Source organism: Lentibacillus persicus, from assembly GCF_900112705.1.
GTDB classification, from domain to species: domain Bacteria; phylum Bacillota; class Bacilli; order Bacillales; family Amphibacillaceae; genus Lentibacillus; species Lentibacillus persicus.
Map to the genome: position 1 here is coordinate 78088 of NZ_FOMR01000002.1, position 22461 is coordinate 100548.

28 protein-coding genes are annotated in these 22461 nt (G+C 40.8%); 1 reads left to right on the top strand and 27 read right to left on the bottom strand.

Annotated features, from left to right (window positions below):
* Nucleotides 1-105: 105 nt before the first annotated feature.
* From spoIVB to BMZ22_RS02740, 25 genes are all read right to left on the bottom strand, one after another.
* Entirely contained in the window at nt 106-1425 is a 1320-nt protein-coding gene (spoIVB, locus tag BMZ22_RS02620) for a SpoIVB peptidase (protein ID WP_090082064.1), read from the bottom strand.
* 146 nt (nt 1426-1571) lie between these two features.
* Entirely contained in the window at nt 1572-3290 is a 1719-nt protein-coding gene (gene recN, locus BMZ22_RS02625) for a DNA repair protein RecN (protein WP_090080857.1), read from the bottom strand.
* 19 nt (nt 3291-3309) lie between these two features.
* Nucleotides 3310-3759, bottom strand: a complete 450-nt coding sequence (ahrC, locus tag BMZ22_RS02630; RefSeq protein WP_090080860.1) for a transcriptional regulator AhrC/ArgR — start codon at nt 3757-3759, stop codon at nt 3310-3312.
* Between the two features lie 42 nt (nt 3760-3801).
* Nucleotides 3802-4611 carry a TlyA family RNA methyltransferase gene (locus BMZ22_RS02635; protein WP_090080863.1) on the bottom strand — a complete coding sequence of 270 codons (810 nt, stop codon included), beginning with the start codon at nt 4609-4611 and terminating at the stop codon, nt 3802-3804.
* A gap of 35 nt (nt 4612-4646) precedes the next feature.
* Nucleotides 4647-5240, bottom strand: coding sequence for a hypothetical protein (locus BMZ22_RS02640; RefSeq protein ID WP_090080866.1), 594 nt, complete (start codon nt 5238-5240; stop codon nt 4647-4649).
* 673 nt (nt 5241-5913) lie between these two features.
* The gene (locus tag BMZ22_RS02645) at nt 5914-6804 is read right to left on the bottom strand and encodes a polyprenyl synthetase family protein (RefSeq protein WP_245745179.1); all 891 of its coding nucleotides are present in this window, start codon (nt 6802-6804) and stop codon (nt 5914-5916) included.
* Nucleotides 6801-7034, bottom strand: coding sequence for an exodeoxyribonuclease VII small subunit (gene xseB / locus BMZ22_RS02650; RefSeq protein WP_090080872.1), 234 nt, complete (start codon nt 7032-7034; stop codon nt 6801-6803). Before xseB ends, BMZ22_RS02645 begins: the two co-directional genes overlap by 4 nt.
* Nucleotides 7018-8376 carry an exodeoxyribonuclease VII large subunit gene (xseA, locus tag BMZ22_RS02655; protein ID WP_090080875.1) on the bottom strand — a complete coding sequence of 453 codons (1359 nt, stop codon included), beginning with the start codon at nt 8374-8376 and terminating at the stop codon, nt 7018-7020. The genes xseB and xseA overlap by 17 nt, the downstream gene beginning before the upstream one ends.
* The gene (folD, locus tag BMZ22_RS02660; protein WP_090080879.1) at nt 8366-9226 is read right to left on the bottom strand and encodes a bifunctional methylenetetrahydrofolate dehydrogenase/methenyltetrahydrofolate cyclohydrolase FolD; all 861 of its coding nucleotides are present in this window, start codon (nt 9224-9226) and stop codon (nt 8366-8368) included. Before folD ends, xseA begins: the two co-directional genes overlap by 11 nt.
* A 15-nt stretch (nt 9227-9241) precedes the next feature.
* Nucleotides 9242-9622 (bottom strand): transcription antitermination factor NusB, encoded by a 381-nt coding sequence (gene nusB / locus BMZ22_RS02665; protein ID WP_090080883.1) that lies wholly within the window; start codon nt 9620-9622, stop codon nt 9242-9244.
* Nucleotides 9623-9892: 270 nt separating this feature from the next.
* The gene (locus BMZ22_RS02670) at nt 9893-10279 is read right to left on the bottom strand and encodes an Asp23/Gls24 family envelope stress response protein (RefSeq protein WP_090080887.1); all 387 of its coding nucleotides are present in this window, start codon (nt 10277-10279) and stop codon (nt 9893-9895) included.
* Nucleotides 10279-11640 carry an acetyl-CoA carboxylase biotin carboxylase subunit gene (gene accC / locus BMZ22_RS02675; RefSeq protein ID WP_090080889.1) on the bottom strand — a complete coding sequence of 454 codons (1362 nt, stop codon included), beginning with the start codon at nt 11638-11640 and terminating at the stop codon, nt 10279-10281. Before accC ends, BMZ22_RS02670 begins: the two co-directional genes overlap by 1 nt.
* A gap of 13 nt (nt 11641-11653) precedes the next feature.
* The gene (gene accB, locus BMZ22_RS02680) at nt 11654-12157 is read right to left on the bottom strand and encodes an acetyl-CoA carboxylase biotin carboxyl carrier protein (protein ID WP_090080892.1); all 504 of its coding nucleotides are present in this window, start codon (nt 12155-12157) and stop codon (nt 11654-11656) included.
* A gap of 208 nt (nt 12158-12365) precedes the next feature.
* The gene (locus tag BMZ22_RS02685) at nt 12366-12938 is read right to left on the bottom strand and encodes a SpoIIIAH-like family protein (protein WP_090080894.1); all 573 of its coding nucleotides are present in this window, start codon (nt 12936-12938) and stop codon (nt 12366-12368) included.
* 11 nt (nt 12939-12949) lie between these two features.
* Entirely contained in the window at nt 12950-13585 is a 636-nt protein-coding gene (gene spoIIIAG, locus BMZ22_RS02690; protein ID WP_090080896.1) for a stage III sporulation protein AG, read from the bottom strand.
* A complete protein-coding gene (gene spoIIIAF, locus BMZ22_RS02695; RefSeq protein WP_090080899.1) occupies nt 13582-14211 on the bottom strand; it encodes a stage III sporulation protein AF in 630 nt (209 codons plus the stop codon). The genes spoIIIAG and spoIIIAF overlap by 4 nt, the downstream gene beginning before the upstream one ends.
* A gap of 10 nt (nt 14212-14221) precedes the next feature.
* Nucleotides 14222-15409: a stage III sporulation protein AE gene (gene spoIIIAE / locus BMZ22_RS02700; protein WP_090080902.1), complete on the bottom strand. Its 1188-nt coding sequence runs from the start codon at nt 15407-15409 to the stop codon at nt 14222-14224.
* 29 nt (nt 15410-15438) lie between these two features.
* Nucleotides 15439-15831, bottom strand: coding sequence for a stage III sporulation protein AD (spoIIIAD, locus tag BMZ22_RS02705; RefSeq protein WP_090080905.1), 393 nt, complete (start codon nt 15829-15831; stop codon nt 15439-15441).
* 6 nt (nt 15832-15837) lie between these two features.
* Nucleotides 15838-16044, bottom strand: coding sequence for a stage III sporulation protein AC (spoIIIAC, locus tag BMZ22_RS02710; RefSeq protein ID WP_010530955.1), 207 nt, complete (start codon nt 16042-16044; stop codon nt 15838-15840).
* A gap of 17 nt (nt 16045-16061) precedes the next feature.
* The gene (gene spoIIIAB, locus BMZ22_RS02715) at nt 16062-16574 is read right to left on the bottom strand and encodes a stage III sporulation protein SpoIIIAB (RefSeq protein ID WP_090080908.1); all 513 of its coding nucleotides are present in this window, start codon (nt 16572-16574) and stop codon (nt 16062-16064) included.
* Entirely contained in the window at nt 16519-17496 is a 978-nt protein-coding gene (gene spoIIIAA / locus BMZ22_RS02720; protein ID WP_090080911.1) for a stage III sporulation protein AA, read from the bottom strand. The genes spoIIIAB and spoIIIAA overlap by 56 nt, the downstream gene beginning before the upstream one ends.
* Before the next feature lie 132 nt (nt 17497-17628).
* A complete protein-coding gene (gene efp, locus BMZ22_RS02725; RefSeq protein WP_090080914.1) occupies nt 17629-18186 on the bottom strand; it encodes an elongation factor P in 558 nt (185 codons plus the stop codon).
* Nucleotides 18187-18214: 28 nt separating this feature from the next.
* Nucleotides 18215-19276 (bottom strand): M24 family metallopeptidase, encoded by a 1062-nt coding sequence (locus BMZ22_RS02730; RefSeq protein ID WP_090080918.1) that lies wholly within the window; start codon nt 19274-19276, stop codon nt 18215-18217.
* Nucleotides 19277-19295: 19 nt separating this feature from the next.
* Nucleotides 19296-19724 carry a type II 3-dehydroquinate dehydratase gene (aroQ, locus tag BMZ22_RS02735; RefSeq protein WP_090080921.1) on the bottom strand — a complete coding sequence of 143 codons (429 nt, stop codon included), beginning with the start codon at nt 19722-19724 and terminating at the stop codon, nt 19296-19298.
* 90 nt (nt 19725-19814) lie between these two features.
* A complete protein-coding gene (locus BMZ22_RS02740) occupies nt 19815-20330 on the bottom strand; it encodes a YqhR family membrane protein (RefSeq protein WP_090080924.1) in 516 nt (171 codons plus the stop codon).
* Between the two features lie 286 nt (nt 20331-20616).
* Here BMZ22_RS02740 and BMZ22_RS02745 point away from each other — a divergent pair, with 286 nt between their 5' ends.
* Nucleotides 20617-21000 (top strand): SA1362 family protein, encoded by a 384-nt coding sequence (locus BMZ22_RS02745; RefSeq protein ID WP_090080927.1) that lies wholly within the window; start codon nt 20617-20619, stop codon nt 20998-21000.
* Between the two features lie 11 nt (nt 21001-21011).
* On the opposite strand, the gene BMZ22_RS02750 is transcribed toward BMZ22_RS02745, so the two are convergent.
* Together BMZ22_RS02750 and mntR are read right to left on the bottom strand one after the other, a co-directional pair.
* A complete protein-coding gene (locus BMZ22_RS02750; RefSeq protein ID WP_090080930.1) occupies nt 21012-21902 on the bottom strand; it encodes a patatin-like phospholipase family protein in 891 nt (296 codons plus the stop codon).
* 80 nt (nt 21903-21982) lie between these two features.
* Nucleotides 21983-22402, bottom strand: a complete 420-nt coding sequence (gene mntR / locus BMZ22_RS02755; RefSeq protein WP_090080933.1) for a transcriptional regulator MntR — start codon at nt 22400-22402, stop codon at nt 21983-21985.
* Nucleotides 22403-22461: the final 59 nt, after the last annotated feature.

Genomic DNA, 22461 nt, shown 5'->3' on the forward strand with positions numbered 1-22461 from the left:
TGCATGAATTTGTCGAATAATATTTAGATTTTGCTTGCCTCAATTCAAAAAAATGACTTGTCAAGGCAAACTTACGCCCTATGACAAGTCATTTAGATCGGTTATTTAGCTTGCTTTGTTCTTTTCTTTATTTTCTGTACCTACGCCTGCTTCTTCAAGCATCCACTCAATATGCACACCATAACCACTGGTCGGGTCATTCACAAAAACGTGCGTAACTGCCCCGATAACTTTCCCGTCCTGGATAATTGGACTCCCGCTCATCCCTTGAACAATACCGCCGGTTTCCTTCAAAAGTTCATCATCAGTTATTTGTATAACCATGCCTTTTTTAGCGGGGAACTTCTGGGGAACACTGCTGACCACTTTAACGTCAAATGCTTTCACCTTTTCGTCTTCAAGAACCGTTAATATTTTAGCCGGACCTTCTTTCACTTCATGTGACAAAGCAATCGGCAACGGTTTATCATATTTGCCATTTTTAATTGGCTTATTCAGCGTTCCAAAAATCCCGAATGGGCTATTCTTCGTAATGTTTCCAATTTTTTCATCCTTCATGGAGAACTTAGCTTGTTTTTCGCCTGGTGTTCCATGGTTTCCCTTTTCAATCGATGTTACGTTTGAACGAACGATCGATCCGTTGTGAATTTCAATGGGCTTCTGGGTATCCATATCGGAAATGACATGACCAAGAGCTCCATAATTTTTAGATTTAGGATCATAAAAGGTCATTGTACCAATTCCGGCAGCGGAATCACGAATATATAAACCAATCCGGTACGCGTCCTCTTTTTTATCTTTTACCGGTGCAAGTTTGGTTTTGATTGTTTCATCATCTCGTTTCACCGTTACATCCAACTGCTCGTTATTCCTGCCTGCTTTTTTAACAAATGGTTTTACATCTTCCATCGCTTTTACTTCTTCACCATTTATTTTTAAAATGACATCACCCACCTCAATACTGGCGTCTTCGCCAGGTGAGACTGCCCCATCTTCACCTTTAATTTGATGATGCCCTACTACGAGCACACCAAGCGTGTGAAGCTGAACACCAATTGATTGCCCGCCGGGAACCACTTTGACATCTTCGAGTGCCGATGTGTTCACTTTTTTATCTGGCATGCCTGCTGCCTCGAATATCAGGTCACTTCTTCCCGGTTCTTTCGCGTAAAACTTTGAGGAATCAATTGCCTCTAAACTGTCCTCTGATGAATTGCCTTCATTAATTTCGTCAAAGGCCGGCACATTTATAGGTGATGAATCGTTATTAAAAGCCATAACGTGATTAGGAAGGGAAAGATAATGTTTTCCTGATGCAGTAAATGTTAATATCGTTATCAGAAGCAGGACACCTGCTATAAGTCGAAATCTTCGCTGATTATCCACCCAATTCACTCTCCTAATCCTAACCTCATACCAATTCATTGTTTTCTCTTTCTGTACTCCTAATTTCACCTAACGTACCTCATTTTAAACTGGTGAAATTAAAGAAAAGATGTGTATCATTTCCTGTTATAAAGCAAAAGAATTTCGGAGTGGGTGATTTAAATTTACTTTTTATCACAATCGTCTTATGGCTTCCCCATTTGTTCTTTGTAGTTGGATGCTGAATCAAGCAATTCCTTCGCATGCGTTTGGGCACTTGCTGTTAAATGAGCACCTGTAATCATCCGACTCAGCTCATTTATTTTTTCATTTTTGGATAATTCGTTAACACTGGTCGAAGTCCGATTAGTTTCTTCATGTTTTTCGATCAATTTGTGTGTATCAGACATTGCAGCAACTTGCGGCAAGTGGGTGATACATAAAACTTGTGACTGAATTGATACTTGCTGAATTTTTTCAGCTATCGCCTGAGCAACTCGTCCGCTCACCCCTGAATCCACTTCATCAAATATGACGCTTGTTACACCTTGATGCTGAGCAAATATTCGTTTCAATGCCAGCATAATCCGTGACATTTCGCCTCCGGAAGCCACTTTATGCAATGGTTTCAACGGCTCGCCCGGATTTGTTGATATTTGGAAATAAACTTGGTCAAACCCGTTTTTATTTAGTTCGTATTGTTCGTTACCGGATTTCAACTGTGTATTGAACGACACAGAAAACGATGATTTCTCCAAGTAAAGATCTTTCAGTTCTTTCTGAATATCTTTAGTTAATGAATCAGCAGCTTCTTTGCGCAAGTCGTGCAGCTGTTTCGCCTCGAGATAAGCATCATGATAAACACCATCAATTTGCTTTTCCAGTTTGGATATATGCGAATCTTTATTTGTGATCTCTTCCAGCTCTTCTTCAATTCTTCCTAAATACTCGATAATTTCATTTACGGTTGAACCATATTTTTTCTTTAAACGGTTTATTTCATTCAACCTGGATTCAACTTCATTCAGTCGTTCCGGTTCATATTCGAGTGTATCGGTATAATTTCTGATCTCGTACATTAATTCTTCAACTAAGAAATAATGATTAGACATTTCTTCAGCTTTTTCTGCAATGAATGTGTCATGCTCCTGGCTGCGTTGAAGGGCCTGACTGGCAGTATTCAGCCATTCGAGACCTTTCTGTTCACCATACAGGGCATTATAAGCATCTTGCAGTCCGCTGTATATTTGCTCAAAATTCGAAAGCCTGCTGCGTTCGTCTTCCAGTTTCTCATCTTCATCAGGAACTAGGTTTGCCTGTTCAATTTCATTTTTCTGGAATTTAAGCAAATCAAGACGCTGGGAAATTTCCTGTTCATTTTCACTTAATTCTTTATAACGTTTCCGCAAACCAGAAAGTTTATGAAATAAGCTCAAATATTCTTTTTTTGCTTTTGCAATTTGTTTCTCATTATATAAGTCAAGAAGCCGAATATGGTTGTCGGCATTTAACAATGACTGGGTTTCATGCTGGCTGTGCACATCAATCAACAATTTTCCAAACTCTTTTAAAATCGCAAGTGTAACCAATTTCCCGTTAACCCTGCAGATACTTTTCCCGCCAGAAGTTATTGTCCGGTGCAAAACCACCATCTCGTCCTGTATATCGATTCCATACAATTTTGCTGTTTCGTATAGTTGATGCTTGTTTGAATCAAGCGTGAAAAGCCCTTCTATTTCAGCTTTTTTTGTACCGTGGCGTACATACTCCACTGAGCCGCGGCCGCCCGCCAGCAATTGAACAGCATCGATAATGATGGATTTCCCTGCACCTGTCTCACCAGTAAGAACAGTTAAACCTTCGTCAAATGTCACGGATATCTTATTTATAATTGCAAAATCCTGAATTGATAATTCGGTCAGCACATAACTCACCCCAACATCGTTAAAGCATACTTATAAAACGGTCTTCAATATCAGCTGCATTTTCTTCTGTACGGCATATAATCAAGCAAGTATCATCCCCGCATATGGTGCCCATAATCTCGTCCCACTCAAGGTTGTCGATCAGTGCCCCAAGCGCATGGGCATTTCCAGGCAATGTTTTTAATACAATAAAATGACTGGTGCTCTCGATTTTCACAAACGCATCTCTGATTAAACGCTTTAATTTATCAAAAGGATTAAACCGCTGATCAGCAGGAAGGCTGTATTTATAACGGCCATTTGACGAGGTAACCTTTACCAGATGCAAGTCTTTAATATCACGGGAAACTGTTGCCTGCGTAACATTATAGCCAAGCGATTTTAACTCATCGACGAGTTCATCCTGTGTTTCGATTTCACTATTTGTTATTAGTTCACGTATTTTAATATGCCGCTGGATTTTACTCATTAAAAGACCTCCAAAAGTGACCGGTCACTCAGTTTCTATTTTCTAAAAGTTATCGTGTGCATTTTCCACTATTTCTTCTAAAACAATTTCTGAATTATCACGATCCATTCCAGGCTTTATCCACCCCAGATGCAAAAGAAATTCGATGTTTCCATCGCCTCCAGTAATTGGGGAATATGTTAGGTCAATCAATCTAAACCCTTGAAGTTCAGCAAATGAAACAATATCTTTTAACACCTGTTTATGTACTTTTTTGTCACGGACGATCCCTTTTTTGCCTACCTGATCACGACCAGCTTCAAATTGAGGCTTAACAAGTGCTACGACGTCGCTGCCAGGCTTAAGCAACTGACTCAATACAGGCAATATTAACCTCAAAGATATAAATGAAACATCGATGGTTGCAAAATCAGGGGACCCAAACTCAATCATATCAGAGGTCACATACCGGAAATTAGTTCTCTCCATTACAACGACACGTTCATCACTGCGCAGTTTCCAATCCAACTGATTGTAGCCAACATCGATGGCATAACTAAGACGTGCACCATGTTGCAGTGCACAATCCGTAAACCCTCCCGTTGAAGAGCCAATATCGAGCATGACCCTGTTATTCAATGTAATTGAAAAACTTTGTAATGCTTTTTCCAGTTTCAGGCCGCCGCGACCGACGTATGGCATCGTTTTTCCCTTCACACTAAGTTGCACAGCCGTGTCTATTTTCATACCAGGTTTATCCAAACGGGTCTGCTCAGAAAAAACAACACCAGCCATAATAAGCCTCTTAGCCTTTTCCCTTGTATCAGCTAATGCCCGTTCAACCAACAAAACATCCAAACGCTTTTTTGTCATAACCTATACCCTTTATCGTTTGATTTATTATACAGTTACCTATTTGTCTTCTTATCCTCTTTGGGAAATATACTGATCTTGAAATTTTTTTCAATAAAAGCGATAATTTTCCCGGCAAAAAAAATAAGATCGGTCGAGAAATTAATTGCCGCAAATTTACCTATTGCTTTGCCGCCTACAGTTAAAGCAGCGACAAGACTTGTAAGGACAACAGAAAGGACAATTTGCAGGCTGGAGCCATCACCTTCTCCGAAAATGTGGGCAATCTGAAGAACAACTGTCGCTGAGGCTGTGCCACTGACAACGCCCGATATATCCCCAATCACATCGTTGCAAAAACTGGCAAATTTATCAGCATTTCGCGTAATATTAACCGCTTCTTTCGCACCGTTTACTTTCTCTGCCGCCATCGCATGAAATGGCTTTTCAGTAGCCGAAGTGGCAGCGATTCCCAGCATATCAAATACAACACCCACGAATACTATGATAAATACAATAAACAGACCAAGTATCCATACAACATTGCTGAGGACAGACTCAGAAATAACTGCAAAAATAGCCGCTAGCACAAACGTGATAACGGCAATAGTAACACTGAATTTTAATGATTTTTTAGTTTGCGATTTCATTTTAACCTCTGTTTGGCAATTTATGTAAGCAGGAATGGTCATTTAAGAGGTAAAAACTGCGGCTTAGGTCCAGTAGGTTTTCCCAAGTGGATACCTTATGTTGCCATTAAGGTGGTTCCCCTTTAAATCCACCTCAGCATCGTCGCCGAATGCCGGACTGGATTACCACTTAGTCCGCACTATAATGCCTCTTAAATGTCAATGAACAGTCTAGGAGTTTTCCTCGGCAGCCTTTGACCGTTCCCTAGCCTCTTTTGCAGCGATGATTTCATAGAGGTAGCATAGACAATCCAATGGCCATTTGGACTGTAAATAAAGACTCTAATCCCCTCATTTCCACTCAAGGCAGGCTACGCTGTAAATAAGGTCACCCTTAACCCTATTAAACAGGTTCATACCCCATTCCATAATGCTATCTAGGCTTAGACTACACCACAGATATGGGCCTCCACGGAAATCGGGTCAACGCCCACATGCCTTTGCGGATCGCCCGAAAACCTTAACTCCCAGCACCGACCCAAGGCTGGGCGCCTCAAGCCGGCACAAGGAACTTCATCGATGTGCCCTTTGGCGGATTTTTAGGCCCGCCTTCAGGAACGGAGGGCTGACTAGAATACTGCACCATTCCTTTAATAAATTTATTATAACATATATTTGTTCAAAACAATAGTTATTAACGCTCGCGATTACTGAAGTAGTCAGTCAATGACATCAAATGCGACGTTTCAGCTCCTGCTTCGCGTAATGCTTTCTTGGCTTTGTCGACATAATCGTTCTTTTTTTGAACAGCTCGATCAAGTCCGAGCAATTTGACATATGTATTTTTTTCATTGCTTACATCGCTTCCAACCGGCTTGCCAATTATATCAGGATCACCTGTAACATCCAATATATCATCCTGAACTTGGAAGATTAGACCAAGATAACGGGAAAATTGATCCAAATGGCGAATTTGCTTGTCTTGAGCGCCGCCTAGATAAGCTCCTGCCCGAATCGCGAATCGGAATAATTCACCCGTTTTCAGCGTATGGATTGTTTCAAGTTCTTCAAGTGTGGCATCTTTCTTTTCTGCTTCCATATCTAAAATCTGGCCTGCTACCATACCTTTTGGACCGCTGGCTTCTGCTAAAATCTGAACAATTCGCACTTTTTCACTGTCTGTCAGCAATGCATCGTTTGAGATAAGTTCAAAACTATATGTTAATAATGCATCACCGGCCAGAATCGCTGTTGCCTCATCGAATTTTTTATGATTCGTCGGCATCCCTCTGCGTACGTCATCATCATCCATAGCAGGCAAGTCATCATGGACCAGTGAATACGTATGAATCATTTCAAGTGCAGCAGCAGTTGGGAGCACCCGGTTGATTTCATGATCGTAATTCCTGAAGCTCGCCATTAGGATGACAGGTCTCAGCCTTTTCCCGCCAGCTTCCAATGAATAAATCATTGATTCTTTAAGTCGAACAGGAATGTCGAGATTAGCCAAATGTTTATTGAGCTCGCTCTGAATAAGCTCTCGATTTTCAGAAATAAATTCTTTGAGTCCCTGGTGCACCGTCATTCGTCCCCCTGTATTTCAAATGATTCAAGCTGGTCTTGTTCATTCATAATTTTTGTCATCTTTTCTTGAACACTGGATAATTTATCATTACACACTTTTGAAAGCTGCATCCCTTCCTGATAGTATGAAATGGCTTTTTCCAGCGGGACATCCCCTTTCTCTAGTTTTTCCACTATTTTCTCCAATTCAAGCATTGCCTCTTCAAACGACAATTCATTCATGTTTTCCATTATATTCCTCCTCTATGCTCACTACACGGGAAACTAACTTTCCATCAGATAGGGCCACAGTTATTTCCTCTGATTCAGCTGTATCTTTAACGGTTTTCAATAGCCTGCCGGATGATGAATAAGTAATGGCGTAACCGCGTTTCATTGTTTCAAGCGGGTTCAGCAATGATAATTTTTCAATGGCGTTTTGCTGCCTGCTTTCACTTTGATCCACTTGTTTTGTCATCATATAATTAAGTTGTTTAGTCAGTTGATTCAAATCCTTAGTTGTCCGTTCAATCTGCCAGCGCGGATGCAGTGCTTCCATACGCGCATTTAAACTGATAAGCAAATCACGTTTTCTTCGCTGTTCTTGTTTAAAAGCCGTTCCAAGCCGTTCCACAAATTTATCCAATTCCTGTTCTTTTTGTGCAATTAATTGTTCCGGGTAGCGGAAGGCATATGATTGTTGAATCCGTTTAAGGTGCTGTGATGCCGCAGTGGTTTTTTCATTCACGATTCGGCTCATTGAACGCTGCATACTTTGGACGTTATGTAATAGTTCAAGCCTGGACGGCACAGCAATCTCAGCCGCCCCTGTCGGCGTGGGTGCTCTCATATCTGCTGTGAAATCACTAATCGTGATATCCGTTTCATGCCCGACAGCTGAAATGATTGGAATGCTGGATTTATATATTGCATTAGCCACAATCTCTTCGTTGAAGCCCCATAATTCTTCGATAGAGCCTCCTCCCCGACCAACAATCAACAGATCAAAATTGGTATTATGATTAGCTCTGGTTATCGCATCAGCAATTGAATGGGGTGCATTTTCACCCTGGACAAGGACAGGAATAATTGTTGTTTGCACAATTGGATACCGACGTTTAATAGTCGTTATAATATCACGCACGGCTGCTCCCGTGGGAGAAGTAATAATCCCTATATTCTCCGGATATTTTGGTAATTTCTTTTTACGTTCGTTTTCAAAATAACCTTGTTTAGCCAATTTTTCCTTTAATTGTTCAAACGCTAAATATAACGACCCGAGTCCATCCGGCTCCATTTGTTGAATATAAAGCTGATATTGTCCGAATTGCTCAAAGACACCAATATCACCGCGAATTAATACATTCATTCCGTTTTCCGGCCGGAATTTCAACTTCCTGTTATTACCCGCAAACATCACGGCTTGAATACGCGCATTATCATCTTTAACCGTTAAATACATATGTCCGCGACTATGATGCTTAAAGTTCGAAATTTCGCCTTTCAACCATAAGTTTTTCATATGTGGGTCCGTTTCGAACTTGCGTTTTATATATTTGGTCAGAGCTGAAACGGTTAAATATTTATCCTCCAAGGTGCGACAGTCCTTTAGCAGCCTTAATCGTGTTTTGGAGAAGCATTGTTATCGTCATAGGTCCTACGCCTTTTGGAACAGGCGTTATATATGCAGCTTTTTCAGCTGCTGATGAAAAATCAACATCTCCAGTCAATGACCCATCTTCCTTGCGATTTATACCTACATCGATTATTACTGCCCCATCCTTTATATGCTCACCGGAAATCATATTTGGTTTGCCTATAGCCGCAATAAGGATATCGGCGCTGCGGGTATATTCAAACAAGTTCTCTGTTTTTGAATGACAGTATGTAACAGTTGCATTTTCTTTAAGAAGCAATTGTCCCACCGGTTTGCCTACAATATTACTCCGCCCAAGCACAACCGCATGCTTGCCCGCGATTGGAATATTATATGAATGAAGCATCGTTATAATGCCGTAAGGGGTACACGGCAGAAAAGCATCATCGCCTGTCATCATTTTCCCAATATTAACCGGGTGGAAACCATCAACGTCTTTATAAGGGCTGATCGACTCAATGACAAGCTGTTCATTGATATGATCAGGAAGTGGGAGTTGTACCAAAATCCCATGCACCGCTTTCTCATTGTTCAGTTCTTCTATTTTCTTAAGAAGCTCTTCCTGAGAAACAGAGGCCGGCATTTCGATGACATCGGACGAAATGCCAGTTTGCGCTGAGGCTTTCTTTTTCCCGTTTACATACGACTTTGATGCCGGGTTATCACCAACAATGATAACAGTTAAATGAGGAACAATCCCTTCTTCTCTCAGCTGTGTCACTTCCCCTGTCATCGCTTCCCGAAGTTTCTGCCCTAATTCCTTTCCATTGATTGTTTTCGCTGGCATGTCTCAGGCTCCTCTCTATGCTATAATTTTTGATAATACGCCGTTTACAAATTTTCCGGATTTTTCTTCTCCATATGCATTTGCCAGTTCTACCGCTTCATTAATTGCAACATTTACCGGTATGTCTTCCCGATAGCTGATTTCGAAAACTGCAATTCTTAAAATCGTTTTTTCAACCGAAGCAATCCGGTCGATTGACCATTTTTCCATATGCTCAGTGATTTTTTGATCCAGCTGATCTTTGTACGAAGCAACGCCTTCTACAAGTTCCTTCAAATATGCGTCAACTTCCAGTGACTCAAACTGCTCATCTATTGCTTTTTCAGGATTTTTATCATTAATATCCAATTGAAAAAGGATTTGCAGTGCATTTTCTCGTGCTGCGTGGCGATTCATAACCCTTAACTCCTTTTTAGCAATGTGTTTCAAGCGGGATTGAAAAAAGACCTGTTAAAAACAGCTCAATTTCAAGGCCTTTGAAAACCTATTTTTACTAATATCATTGCAAATCATATCATGATTATAACTATGAAGCCAGAAAGAAACTGTCACAATAGCGGTTTTATAATTGCATTCTTAAACTTCACCGACAAGTCAGGCTCAACAGCTGTCTTGAAACACAGCATTAAGAAAAAAAGAAGGGCAAAAGAACAAATTCTTTTGGCCCTACTCACTTTCTTCCGTTTCTTCCATCTGAATGCCAACTACATGAACATTAATTTCATCAATTTCAAGTGCTGTCATATTTTTAAGTGTCTGACGAATATTTTCCTGCAATTGTTGAGCCACTTTTGGTATTGACACACCAAAATTCAATACAACAAACAGATCAATAAGGATACCTTTTTCCGTCAAGTCAACTTTTACGCCTTTACCATGTGATTTCTTCCCGAATCGTTCTACAACGCCTGTTGCAAAGTTGCCACGCATTGCAGAAACACCTTCTACTTCGGATGCGGCTATCCCCGTGATCACTTCAATGACCTCAGGCGCAATTTCAACAGTCCCCAGATTCGTATTGTCGCTTACATTCAGCAAAGGCTGTTCACTCATCAATCATCATCCTTTTCTATAATCGGATTTTCTTCAAGGAAATTTGTGTTAAAGTCACCATTCACAAAAACATCATGATCCATAATACGCCGGTGAAATGAGATTGTGGTATCAACACCATCCACAACAAATTCATCCAGCGCGCGTTTCATTCGATCAATCGTTTCATTCCTTGTTTTCCCGTATGTTATTAGCTTAGCGACCATCGAATCATAATATGGAGGTATGCTATACCCCGGATACGCTCCCGAATCGATTCGAACACCCAGACCTCCGGGAGGAAGATAAAGATCGATTTTGCCGGGGGAAGGCATGAAGTTTTTAAACGGGCTTTCAGCATTAATCCGACACTCCATTGCCCAGCCATTGAAATTAATATCGTCCTGCTTGAAGGACAATTTTTCGTGGTTCGCTACCCTGATTTGTTCTTTTATCAAATCGACACCGGTAACCATTTCAGTAACGGGGTGCTCAACTTGAATGCGGGTGTTCATCTCCATAAAATAGAAGGCATGCGTTTTTCGGTCAAAAATAAATTCGATTGTACCCGCTCCAACATAATCAACTGCTTTAGCAGCTTTTACTGCTGCCTCTCCCATTTCTGCACGAATTTCAGGCGTTAATGCCGGCGATGGCGTTTCTTCAATCAATTTTTGCAGTCGCCGCTGAATCGTACAATCCCGTTCGCCAAGATGTACGGTATTGCCATGTTCATCTGCCAGTACTTGAATTTCAACATGACGGAAATCTTCAATGAATTTCTCAAGGTAAACACCCGGGTTGCCGAATGATTTTTCAGCTTCCTCCTGGGTAACCCGTATACCTTTAACAAGATCTTCTTCCGTTTTAGCAACCCTGATGCCTTTTCCTCCACCGCCCGCTGTTGCTTTAATAATTACTGGGTAACCAATTTCTCCGGCGATGTGAATCGCTTCATCTTCATTTTCGATAATCCCATCAGAGCCAGGAACGATAGGCACATCAGCTGCCTTCATTGTTTCCCGGGCAACATCTTTAATTCCCATTTTCTGAATAGCTTCTGCTGGCGGGCCGATAAATGTAATGTTGCAAGCACTGCAAATTTCGGCAAAGTCAGCATTTTCCGCCAGAAAACCGTACCCGGGATGGATGGCATCCACTTCAGTTGATGTAGCAACACTCATGATATTTGTAAAATTTAAGTAACTGTCTCTGCTTAGCGCAGGGCCTATACAATAAGCTTCATCAGCCAACTGGACATGCAGGGCATCTTTATCCGCTTCAGAATAAACTGCGACCGTAGCAATATCCATCTCTTTGCAGGCCCTTATGATGCGAACAGCTATTTCTCCTCGGTTCGCAATTAATACTTTATTAATCACCTGCAACATCCCCTTAGTTAGTCTTTACTCTGAATAATGGCTGGCCGTACTCTACTAATTCGCCGTCTTCGGCCAGTATCTCGGTTATTTCACCCGATGTTTCGGCCTCGATTTCATTAAAAAGTTTCATTGCTTCCACAATACATACGACTGTATCGGTTTCCACTTGAGAACCCGGCTTTACATATGCATCGCTTTCCGGATTTGGTTTTGCATAAAATGTTCCAACCATTGGGGACACGATTTCATAATCAAAATCGGTTGTGTTTTCCGGAGCAGAGCTTTCAGCCGGAGCGCTCTCTGTTTTTTGTTCCACCTTAACGCCCGGTTCTGCAGGTTTTGCCGGTTCTGCGGACTGTTCAACTGCTTCCACGTGTTTTGGAGCATTAGACGTGACGACTTGCCCATTTGATTTTTTCATCGAAACGCTTGTACCGTCTGATTCATACGTAAATTCGTCGATTGCCGATTGATCAACCAGTTTTATTAATTCGCGTATTTCCTGAACTTTTAACATGATTGGCACCCTTTCGTTTGTTACAGATTAAATTATAAATTCTTATAATATTCTACGATAACCGTACTGAAAACATCAACCCAGCCTAATATGTAAAACGGTTTCAGTATGTATTATATCAATCTTTTAAGTAACATGCGAATGATAGTATAAAAAATTATTAATCATAAAAGCCGGATGGACGATTCCACCCGGCTCCTCTGCTCATTCACTTTTCAACTGGCTGATAATCAACATCAACCGTTATATCGCCAAATTCATCACGTACCATCTGCATGATATTGACGACTTCTGAATTGCTCAGCTTTTCAGTTTCCTTCACATGCACCAGAACTTTTCCTTCCTCATGACGGACAAGGACATCACTGTAGTCGGCAGCCGCCAAAATTGATTCTTCCAGTATGGTCTCCTTGCTGGAAACCTCATCAAGCTCATTCATCTCATCTCTGGCCTGATTTTTTTCTTCTGTACTTGCCGTGCTGGAGGCGACAACGTCATTCAGCCGATCTTTTGCTTCACTGCGCTCGTCCTGTATTTCCATTCGGATTGACGTAAACAATTCATCTTCACTTGCATTTGTTATATCGGTAACCTCAGCATCTGTTTCATCAGCAGCTTCTCCTTCAGCATTTTCGGATGAAGCTGCTTCTTCAGACGTTTCCTCCCCTTGTTCAAAATAAGCAAGATCCCCGCTATTTCCAGGTGATGTCATATAGTAAACGCTCAAAACAATCATTAAACTTAGCATCGTTAACAACCATACCGTTTGTTTTTTTAACATTAATTACCCTCCTAATTTTTTGGCATTACTGATACTCTGTGTGTTGGTGCATTCAGCACACGGGAAATCGATTCGACTACCCGCTGTTCAACCGAAGCATGATCAACCCCCTTTGCAACAACAAAAACCCCCCTTACATCCGGTTTTTCAGTGCGGACCAGCAGCGGAACTTCCTTGTCCCCTTGATTCACTAACACAACCTGCGTTTCCTTTTGGGTATCTTCGATGTCTCGAGTCCCGCCATTTGTGTCCGATTCCTCAGTGACTTGCTGACCGGCTATTAAATTTTTTTCATATATTTTAACTTTGGTTGACTCAAGATTTACCATTACTTCAGCTTCGGATACACCTTGGATTTGATTCAGCATTTCTTGCAGATCGTCTTCATAACTTGCCTCAATTTCATCCACAGCTGTTGTCTCAGCTGATTTATTTGAAAACGTTTCATTTGTTGATTGCTCCGCATTATCAGTTGAATCTAAATTAATGGACGAATCATTTTCCTCAGGTTCCCCCATTGAAAACACGTTGCTTAAAATAATCAGCAGAAGCCCAATTAAACCTATAACAATAATGTAGCCCGCTCTTCTTGAAGGTCTTCCCGAGGAATCCGGATTATTAAATAGTTTTTTTAGCTGATTTTTCAAGCTGACCCTCCCTCCCCTGTAATGCTAATCTTGTCCTTGTCTACCTTCCATAGATCCTCAAGCAGTCGTTTAATGCCTTCTACATCGACTGCCGCTTCATTTTTAGATGGCTCATCCATAATAACGACATCTTCAACAGCATCCACACTCCCTTCCGGTGGTTCTGCTTCACGCAGTGTGACGTCGAGTTTATCCAGGTTTTCCTCCAGGTTTTCATATGTAATATCATGCGTGTTTGATATCTGGAAGTCGATGTGTGTTATCTCCCGGTGGTACTCTTCCCGCAATGTATCGTTCGCCAGCTCTTTTAGCTGTACAGCCATCTCTTCTAGAATATATGCATGCTGCGAGGCTTGTATTTCTTTTTTTTGTGTTTTTATTAAATTTTCTGTTTCGCCCATTTCATTTTGCTGTGATTCAACTTCTGTCATCGATTGTTCAATTGCATGCTTGATATCCATATCAAATAAATAAAAAACCGGTTTTAAGAAGATAAGAATTAAAATAAGACCAACCGTAAAATTGATATATTTTTTTAAAGACGTTTCCGGGATTAACAAATCAACAACGGATGCCACCAATAAAAAGATAATGATTTGAGTTACCCACTCAATTAAAAGATCCATCAGGGACCCCCTACCGGAGCAGAATAGTGATATTACTTGCCGCAACTAAAATGACAATCGATAAAAAAAACATTAATGTAACAGCCAAAAGACAAGCTAAAACCAATACAATGAATTTGCTGATCGTATCAAGTGTGGTGATCACAGGTCCATCCCCGATCGGCTGCAAAACAGCAGACGCCAGTTTATAAACCAGAGCGATGGCAAAAATTTTGATTGCCGGGAAAATCGCGACCAATAAAACGATCACAACCCCTACTATCCCCACAGCATTTTTGAGCAAAAGTGACGCGCTTAAAATCGTATCCGTTGCATCTGTAAAAGTTCTCCCAACAACCGGTATAAAATTGCCGGTGATGAACTTCGTTGTTTTCATCGCTACACCATCCTGCACAGCGCTTGATGCTCCCTGAACAGACATCACTCCTAAAAATACTGTTAAAAAAACGCCTAAGGTTCCCATGCCAACGTTTTTGAATAAATTAGCAAGATTCGTCACGTTGTAATTATCGTTTAAGCTGTTGACGATCAATAATAAGGCCGAGAGAAATAATAGCGGCAAAATAAACTTAGAAACGAGCACCCCACTCACATTGATAAGAAATATGATAATTGGATGAAAGAATGCAACTGTTATAACATTGCCAAGTGTAGCCATAATTCCGAGAACAAGCGGCAATAATGCAATCATAAAACCGCTCATCGATTCGATCGCATCGTTGGCATACGATACCGCTAAGTAAAAACTGTTAAGTGCGAGATAAACCAGGACAATATAAACGACGTAATAGGCAATTCTGCTGACGGCACTTTTTTCAAAAGCGGTATGCATCGTTTGCAAAATGCTGGAAAATAACGTCAGCATGAACAGAGTCCCTAACAATTTTCCGTTAAGAATCAGCTCGTGCAATAAAAATTCGATAACACCTAAAAACACATTCTTTATTGAAAAAGCTCCATTGTCTTTTACAAATTCATAGATGCTCGTTTTTTCAAGTTCAGGCACAAACCCACCGTACTCATTTACAAGTGTTTGCCAATGGGTTTCAATTCCACCCAGCTGGACATCATTTAACATTTGTCTTTCAACTTCCGCCGAATCCTTCTCATCCTTGCTCTCGGCTGCCAAAGCGGGTGTAATATCGGCGAAAAGCAGTAATATAAAAATTATCCCGACTGCCCATTTGCAGTTTTTCATTTTCCGTGTGCCCCCTTTCTGGACCACGGCTAAACCGAGTCAATAAACTTGAGGATTGCTTCGATAACTGCCGTAATGATTGGGATTGATAACAACAGGATAAATATTTTACCGGCCATTTCAATTTTAGATGCCACCGACTGCAGTCCCGCATCCTTTGTCAGATTAGCCCCAAATTCAGTAATATACGCGATTCCAATTATTTTCAGGATTGTCTCCATATACATGCCATCAATGTTTGCCTTGTTTCCTAAGGTTTCAATTAATCGAAAAATGACGCCAATTTGCTGGATTACAACCAGAAAAATGAGGATTGTCGTAACAAGAACTAATAAAAACGCAAAGGAAGCATTCATTTCCTTCAAGACCATATAAAGAATACTGGTGATAATGCCAATGGCAACAATCTGGAAGATGTCCATCTGCGTCTACCCCTGGAAAAGGAATACAGACTTTATCTGCTGGAATAAATCTGAAAGTCCATTAACGACAATGACTAAAACAATTATAAAACCTACCAGAGTGGCAAATTGAGCAATTTCTTCTTTCCCCATTTGTTTCAGAATTGTGTGTATAAGAGCAACGATAATACCAATTCCTGCGATTTGAAATAATATGGATGCATCAATAGCCATGGAAGTGCTCCTTTCCTCTATATAAACAGCAACACGATAAAAATGCCGCACAGCACGCCTAAACTTTTAGCCATTTTGCTGTATTTGTAGTGTTCATCCTGAGCCTCTTCCAGCTCACGGTCGAGGTGCTTAATCGCGAGGTGAATATGTTTCTGCTGCTGGGTGAAATCATGCTGACCGAGTGTCCTGCCAAATTGTTTCAATATTTCACTTTCATTTGCTCCAAGCGCTGAATTTTCCAATAAACTATCTACACATTTCGTCCATACAGTGTATAGATCAACGTTTTTGTTCTTTAATGAATTGTCAAGATCTGCAAAAAACGTATTAGCAGGTCCGGGAATTTGTCCTGCTATCTTTGTAAACACATCTGGTAAGGGCAGTTGACTATATAGGATTTCAGCTTCAAGAATCTGCAATGCATTTTTCATTTGACGGATATGTTTTGGTCTCTCAGTTAATTGTGAACTGATTTTAAATCCGATCAGCGTGGTGGTTCCTATGAAAAGAAGCGCGCCAATCCACTGCATTCATCATGCACCCCGGTTTCTGGATAATGTTTTCATATGAGTGGGTATAAATCCCATGAATTTGGCCGGGCTTGGCTTGTCCATTCAGTACAACAAAGCGCTGAAACACCTGTTGACGAAATAGCGGTTGTAACGAAGGCCGTTTCTGCAAGGCTTCCAATGAATTTCCATGTATCGTGCATATGACAATGACACCAGCATTAATAGCCTCCAACAGTGCTTGTACATCTGACTTGCTTCCAATTTCATCAACAATTAATACGTCAGGTGACATTGATCTGATCATCATCATCATGCCTTCATCTTTGGGACACGCATCCATCACATCAGTTCTTTTGCCTAAGTCATGCTGCGGGATCCCTTTTTTTGAGCCGCCGATTTCAGATCGTTCATCAACGATGCCGACTTTACGGGCACCCACTCTGTTCCATCCTGTTCCAATCAAACGGGCTAAATCACGGATTAAGGTCGTTTTCCCTGTTTGTGGCGAACCGATAAGCAATGTGCTGAGATACTGATTCTTATAAAGATATGGTATGAGCGGCACGGCTGCTCCGATCTTCTCGCTCGCAATACGGATATTAAAAAACGTTATATACTGAATTGCTTTAACCTGACCATTAACTGTGTTCACCTTACCTGACAAACCAACACGATGGCCGCCTTCAATCGTGATATAACCTTCCCGAAGTTCATCTTCCATCTGATATAACGAAAATTCACTAAGCTGATTCAACACAAATATACTGTCATTTCTATCCGGCCTTTTACCTTCCAGCCATTCCGTCCGGTCATTGAAAATCAATTCGATTGGCTGTTGGAGCCGGAAGCGGATCTCTTGCAGCTTGTCCCAGCGATTTTCCACTTTTAAAAAAACCGCTTGTCTTATTTTCTCGGGAAATAGTCTCAATATCTCTTCCATCACATGTCCTCACTTTTACAATAGCTTGTTAGTAAATGTATGATATCAAGATAAAATTATGACTCAGCAGCTTTAAAGGCATAAAAAAACGACCCTGTATAACAGGACCGTTTGGGGTTTCTTTGCTATTTGTTAAGCTCGTGAAACGTACTTGCCTTCTGATGTGCTAATAATCAGGGCGTCACCCTCATTAACAAAGAGAGGGACTTGAACGGTATAACCGGTCTCCAATGTTGCTGGTTTCGTGCCGCCGCTTGCTGTATCACCCTTTAAACCAGGCTCCGTTTCTGTTACAGTCAGTTCGACGTTTTTAGGGAGCTCCACACCAATGACTTCCCCTTCATAGGTAATAATGGAGACCTCCATATTTTCCCTCATAAAATTCAGTTCGTTTTCAATCTGGTTTGTTTGCAGTTCAAGCTGTTCAAATGTCTTGGTATCCATAAACGCATGTGTGTCCCCTGAAGCATATAAATATTGCATCTTTCGGTTTTCAATATGAGCTCGATTAACTTTCTCACCAGCTCGGAATGTTTTCTCCTGGATATTTCCGTTTCGCAAATTTCTGAGCTTCGACCGAACAAAAGCTGCGCCTTTACCTGGCTTCACGTGCTGGAAATCAATCACTTGCCATGCCTGGTTATCCAGTTCAATCGTTAATCCGGTCTTAAAATCGTTTACTGATATCATATATAAAGTCCTCCCGTTTGTCGTTTATCTAAAGCCGAACCAATTCTTTTGGTGCGCGCGTGAGACGATCATTCCCTGTCTCTGTTATGACAATATCATCTTCAATGCGGCAACCGCCAACATCAGGTATATAAATACCCGGTTCGACTGTCACGACCATGCCTGGTTCTAATTTCTTATCAGATTTAAAGGACAATGCCGGCCCTTCATGAACTTCCATGCCAAGTCCGTGCCCGGTTGAATGTCCGAAATAATCACCAAATCCTTTACTATCAATATAATCTCGTGTCAGTGCATCAGCTTCTTTGCCGGTCATTCCCGGCTTAATATTTGCAACACCACGCAACTGGGCTTCGAGTACGGTATCATATATCGTTTTTAATCGATCACTGATTTCACCGACCGCCACCGTCCTGGTCGTGTCAGAACAGTAACCGTCCAACAGTGCACCATAGTCCATTGTAACCAGTTCACCGTTCTGAATTTCTTTTTCAGAAGCAACGCCATGCGGAAGGGCAGCGCGATATCCTGAAGCAACAATAATATCGAAACTGGATGAGGCTGCACCTTGCCTCCGCATAAAAAATTCAAGCTCATTCGAAATATCGATTTCTTTAACACCCGGCTTGATATAGTTTTGAATGTGATCGAAAGCATCGTCTGCAATTTTAGCTGCTCGTTTTAGATGCTCAAGTTCTTCATCCGACTTAACCAGGCGCAAGTCTTCCACAAGACCGCTGACAGGCACTAATTCCGTCTCCAATGTTTCGTTATATTTTTCATAGGTTGAAAAGGTTACATGGTCTTTTTCAAACCCAATCCGCTTTACGCTCATTTGTTTTAATTGTTCGCTTATTTCATTATGGATTGGTTGCTTATGTTCAACGATTGTAAAGTCAACTGCTTGTTCACTTGCTTGTTCTATGTAGCGGAAATCAGTTATAAATCGTGCGTCATTCTGGGTGACGACTGCCGCACCAGCCGTCCCGGTAAACCCGGTAATATATCTTCTGTTGATTGGGCTGTTGATTAGAATCGCATCCAAATTTTCCTCGTTTAATTTTCGACGAAGTTCAGCTAATTTCCCCATATAATCATCCCTTTCCACTTTAATCCAGGAAGGCTTGTGCAGCCAAACGATAGCCTTTTCGTCCCAACCCCACAATTTGACCATAACACACCGCTGCAAGCATCGATTGATGTCTGAAGTTTTCTCGTTTATGCACGTTAGAAATATGGACTTCGATGACAGGAACGCTAATCGCAGCGATTGCGTCACGTAAAGCAATGCTCGTATGTGTGTAGGCAGCAGGGTTAAATATAATGCCATCATAAGATAATTCATTCGCACGGTGAAGCGAATCAATCAATTCACCTTCATGGTTTGACTGAAAACAATCCAGTTCACCGCCGGCAGTCTTAACCAGTTTAGTCAACTCATCCTCGATTGACTGCAATGTGAACTCCCCATAAACATCTTTTTCCCTCATACCGAGCAAATTAATATTCGGTCCATTCAATAGCAAAAGACGGCTCATTATTGGTTCATTCCTTTTTCATTCATAATAGTAATGGACGTTTCCAGTTTATCACAAACGAAAAGGATTGAATAATGCTAAACTCCAAAATTACTTCGACGCTTCTTTTTCTCTGACTTTTATAATTGTTTCGTTATAGTCATAGGATATGGAATAACCAATAAAAGTGCCGTATAATATATATAAACAAATCGATGATACAATCGTGTCTGTCTTCAACTCTGTAAGATGTGGAATATTAGGGAAAATGGGCTGGATAACGTAGAAAACGATTATCCAAAGAAGCACCCCGTATGCAGCCCCAATCCAGAGGGTGTTTATTTTTTTAAACAGCATGAAGTAAACTAACGCCGTTCCCAGTGAGATAACACCCATCATAAATATCGATATGACATTGCCGAGCCACGTGTCAATCCACGGTGCTGAGAGCCACGAACGGAGCACATAACTTTTCGGGGCTACTTCTGAAAAATTGAAATAATACAATACAAGGCCAAAAAAGCCTCCAAGCACCCCTCCGATAAATCCTGTTAAAAGTGATCTGGATAAGATACTGACGGGTTCTTCCTGCTTGTTTTGTTCCAGCCGGTTGTCTTGTTCACGCATGAAAACACCTCCACTCATATATTGTTTCCAAACGTTCTCAACTCAATCATGACTTTTCAAAAAACGATTTTGACAGTAGCTGAATGGGCAATTTTCTAGTAAAATAGAATGTGAAAATAATATTCAACCACCACGAATAATTTAAACAGTAAGGGAAACAATTGAAATAGAATAATTTTTAAACCAAAACCACAAATCCACCTGATTTTTTTCCGTTGAAGTGATAAAAAGAAGGCTAACAGTGGTATAAGTACAATAGGACTGCAAAAGAAAGGAGGAGATCCGGGTGCAAAGCAGTAAAGGAACTATAGTGGTCTATGCGATTATCGGCCTTGCCATAATCGGGGTTGTCACACAATTATTCAGTAATACAGCTTCCTTTCTGACAAGTATTTTTACGATGCTTGGATTTAGTATCGTTGTTTTTGCTTTGCTTTACTTTTTCATTTTCAAAAAAAGGAGTGGAGGAACTTCCGACGAATCCAAGAAATACAAACAGGCAGTAAAACAATCAAAAGCCAAATATAAACAGCCGCAGCAGAATAAATCACCTTCAACATCCAAAAGCCCAAAATCATTTCCTTTTAAAAAGAAACAAAATAAGCGACCTTCCCATCTGCGGGTAATCGATGGTAATAAATCAAAAAGAAAAAACCGGGCCAGCTTTTGACTGGACCGGTTTTATTTTGGCCAATGTTTCAGGAACGACTCAGCTCTATTCTTTCCTGTATGAATCAATTTTTCTTTTGTACGATGATCCAGCTCAAAATCCATTGTGGCAACTTGATCAACAGGTATGAAAATAATGTTATGCTGTTCGGATTTTGAAACGTAGCGGGCATCATGAGCATGAAGCATGGTTGAGAAAAGCGCGTGGAACATATCGAGTGCATTTCGTATATCACGCTGCTGCTCTTTCTCCGGGAAGCCACTTAATTTCATTCCTAAAACCGGTCGGTTGTTCCGTCTGTTTTCCCCTTTAAAAACCCACAGCGGAAAGTTGCTTAATAAACCGCCATCAACTATCAAGCTTTTTTTATCAGATTTACCGGGCAATTTTTTGGGGATAAAAAAATATGGAAAACCGGCGCTCATTCTAACCGCCTTGGCAACTGGAAAATAAGCGGGGCTAATACCATAAATTCTTTCCAGGTCATCAGGGATAACCACCAGCTTTCCAAGTGATATATCACTGATAACAACTTTCAAATACCCAGGCTTTAAATCGTTAAAGGTATATATACTTTTTGCTTCCAGGAGTTTATAAATCCATTTTTCCATTTTATTGCCTTTGTATAAGCCAAGCTGAAAATAGAGGTTCAGCCATTTTGAAAAAGGCACCAATGTCGTCCATTTAGGCGGATCCAGAAATTTTTCGGTATTAAGCTCCTTAAACTTCTTTTCGATTTCGTTAATTGAATAACCGGCCGCAATCAACGCTGCCAGAATAGCTCCTGCCGACGTACCTGCTACCCGCTCATACGAATGGTTGTACGCGTACACTTCCTGGAGTGCTCCCAGAAAGGCATATGCTTTAACACCACCACCAGAAAAAACGCCGTCGATCTTCATGTGATCTCTCCCTGATGTACCTAGTTATTTATATATGTAAGTACACATCAGGAAAAATAGAACACAAATGTATTGTGCGATTATTCTGTGTTTGCCTGAATAATGTGCCGCAGCTCATTTATTCGGTCTTGATCAGCTCTGAAATATTGTACCAAATCACCAATCCTGTCAATTGAATTCCAACTAAGGTGATGTTCAATCCCTTCAACATCTTCGTATATTTTGTCACTGTCAACACCGATTATTTCAAGAAACTCTTCCAATAGTTCATGACGGTAAACAAGGCGTTCGCCCAGCTTTTTTCCTTTCGCTGTCAAGATAAAACCTCTGTATTTCTCATAGTTAAGATAGTCATCCTTATCCAATTTTTGAACCATTTTTGTGACAGACGACGGATGAACCACTAACGCTTCTGCTATATCAGAGACACGTGCATACCCTTTAGATTGCATTAAATTATGGATTAGTTCTATATAGTCTTCCATGCTTGGTGTTGGCATCGAATCACTCACTTTAATGAATAATTTTTTGTCTAACGCAAAAGTTTTTCTCCCTACAG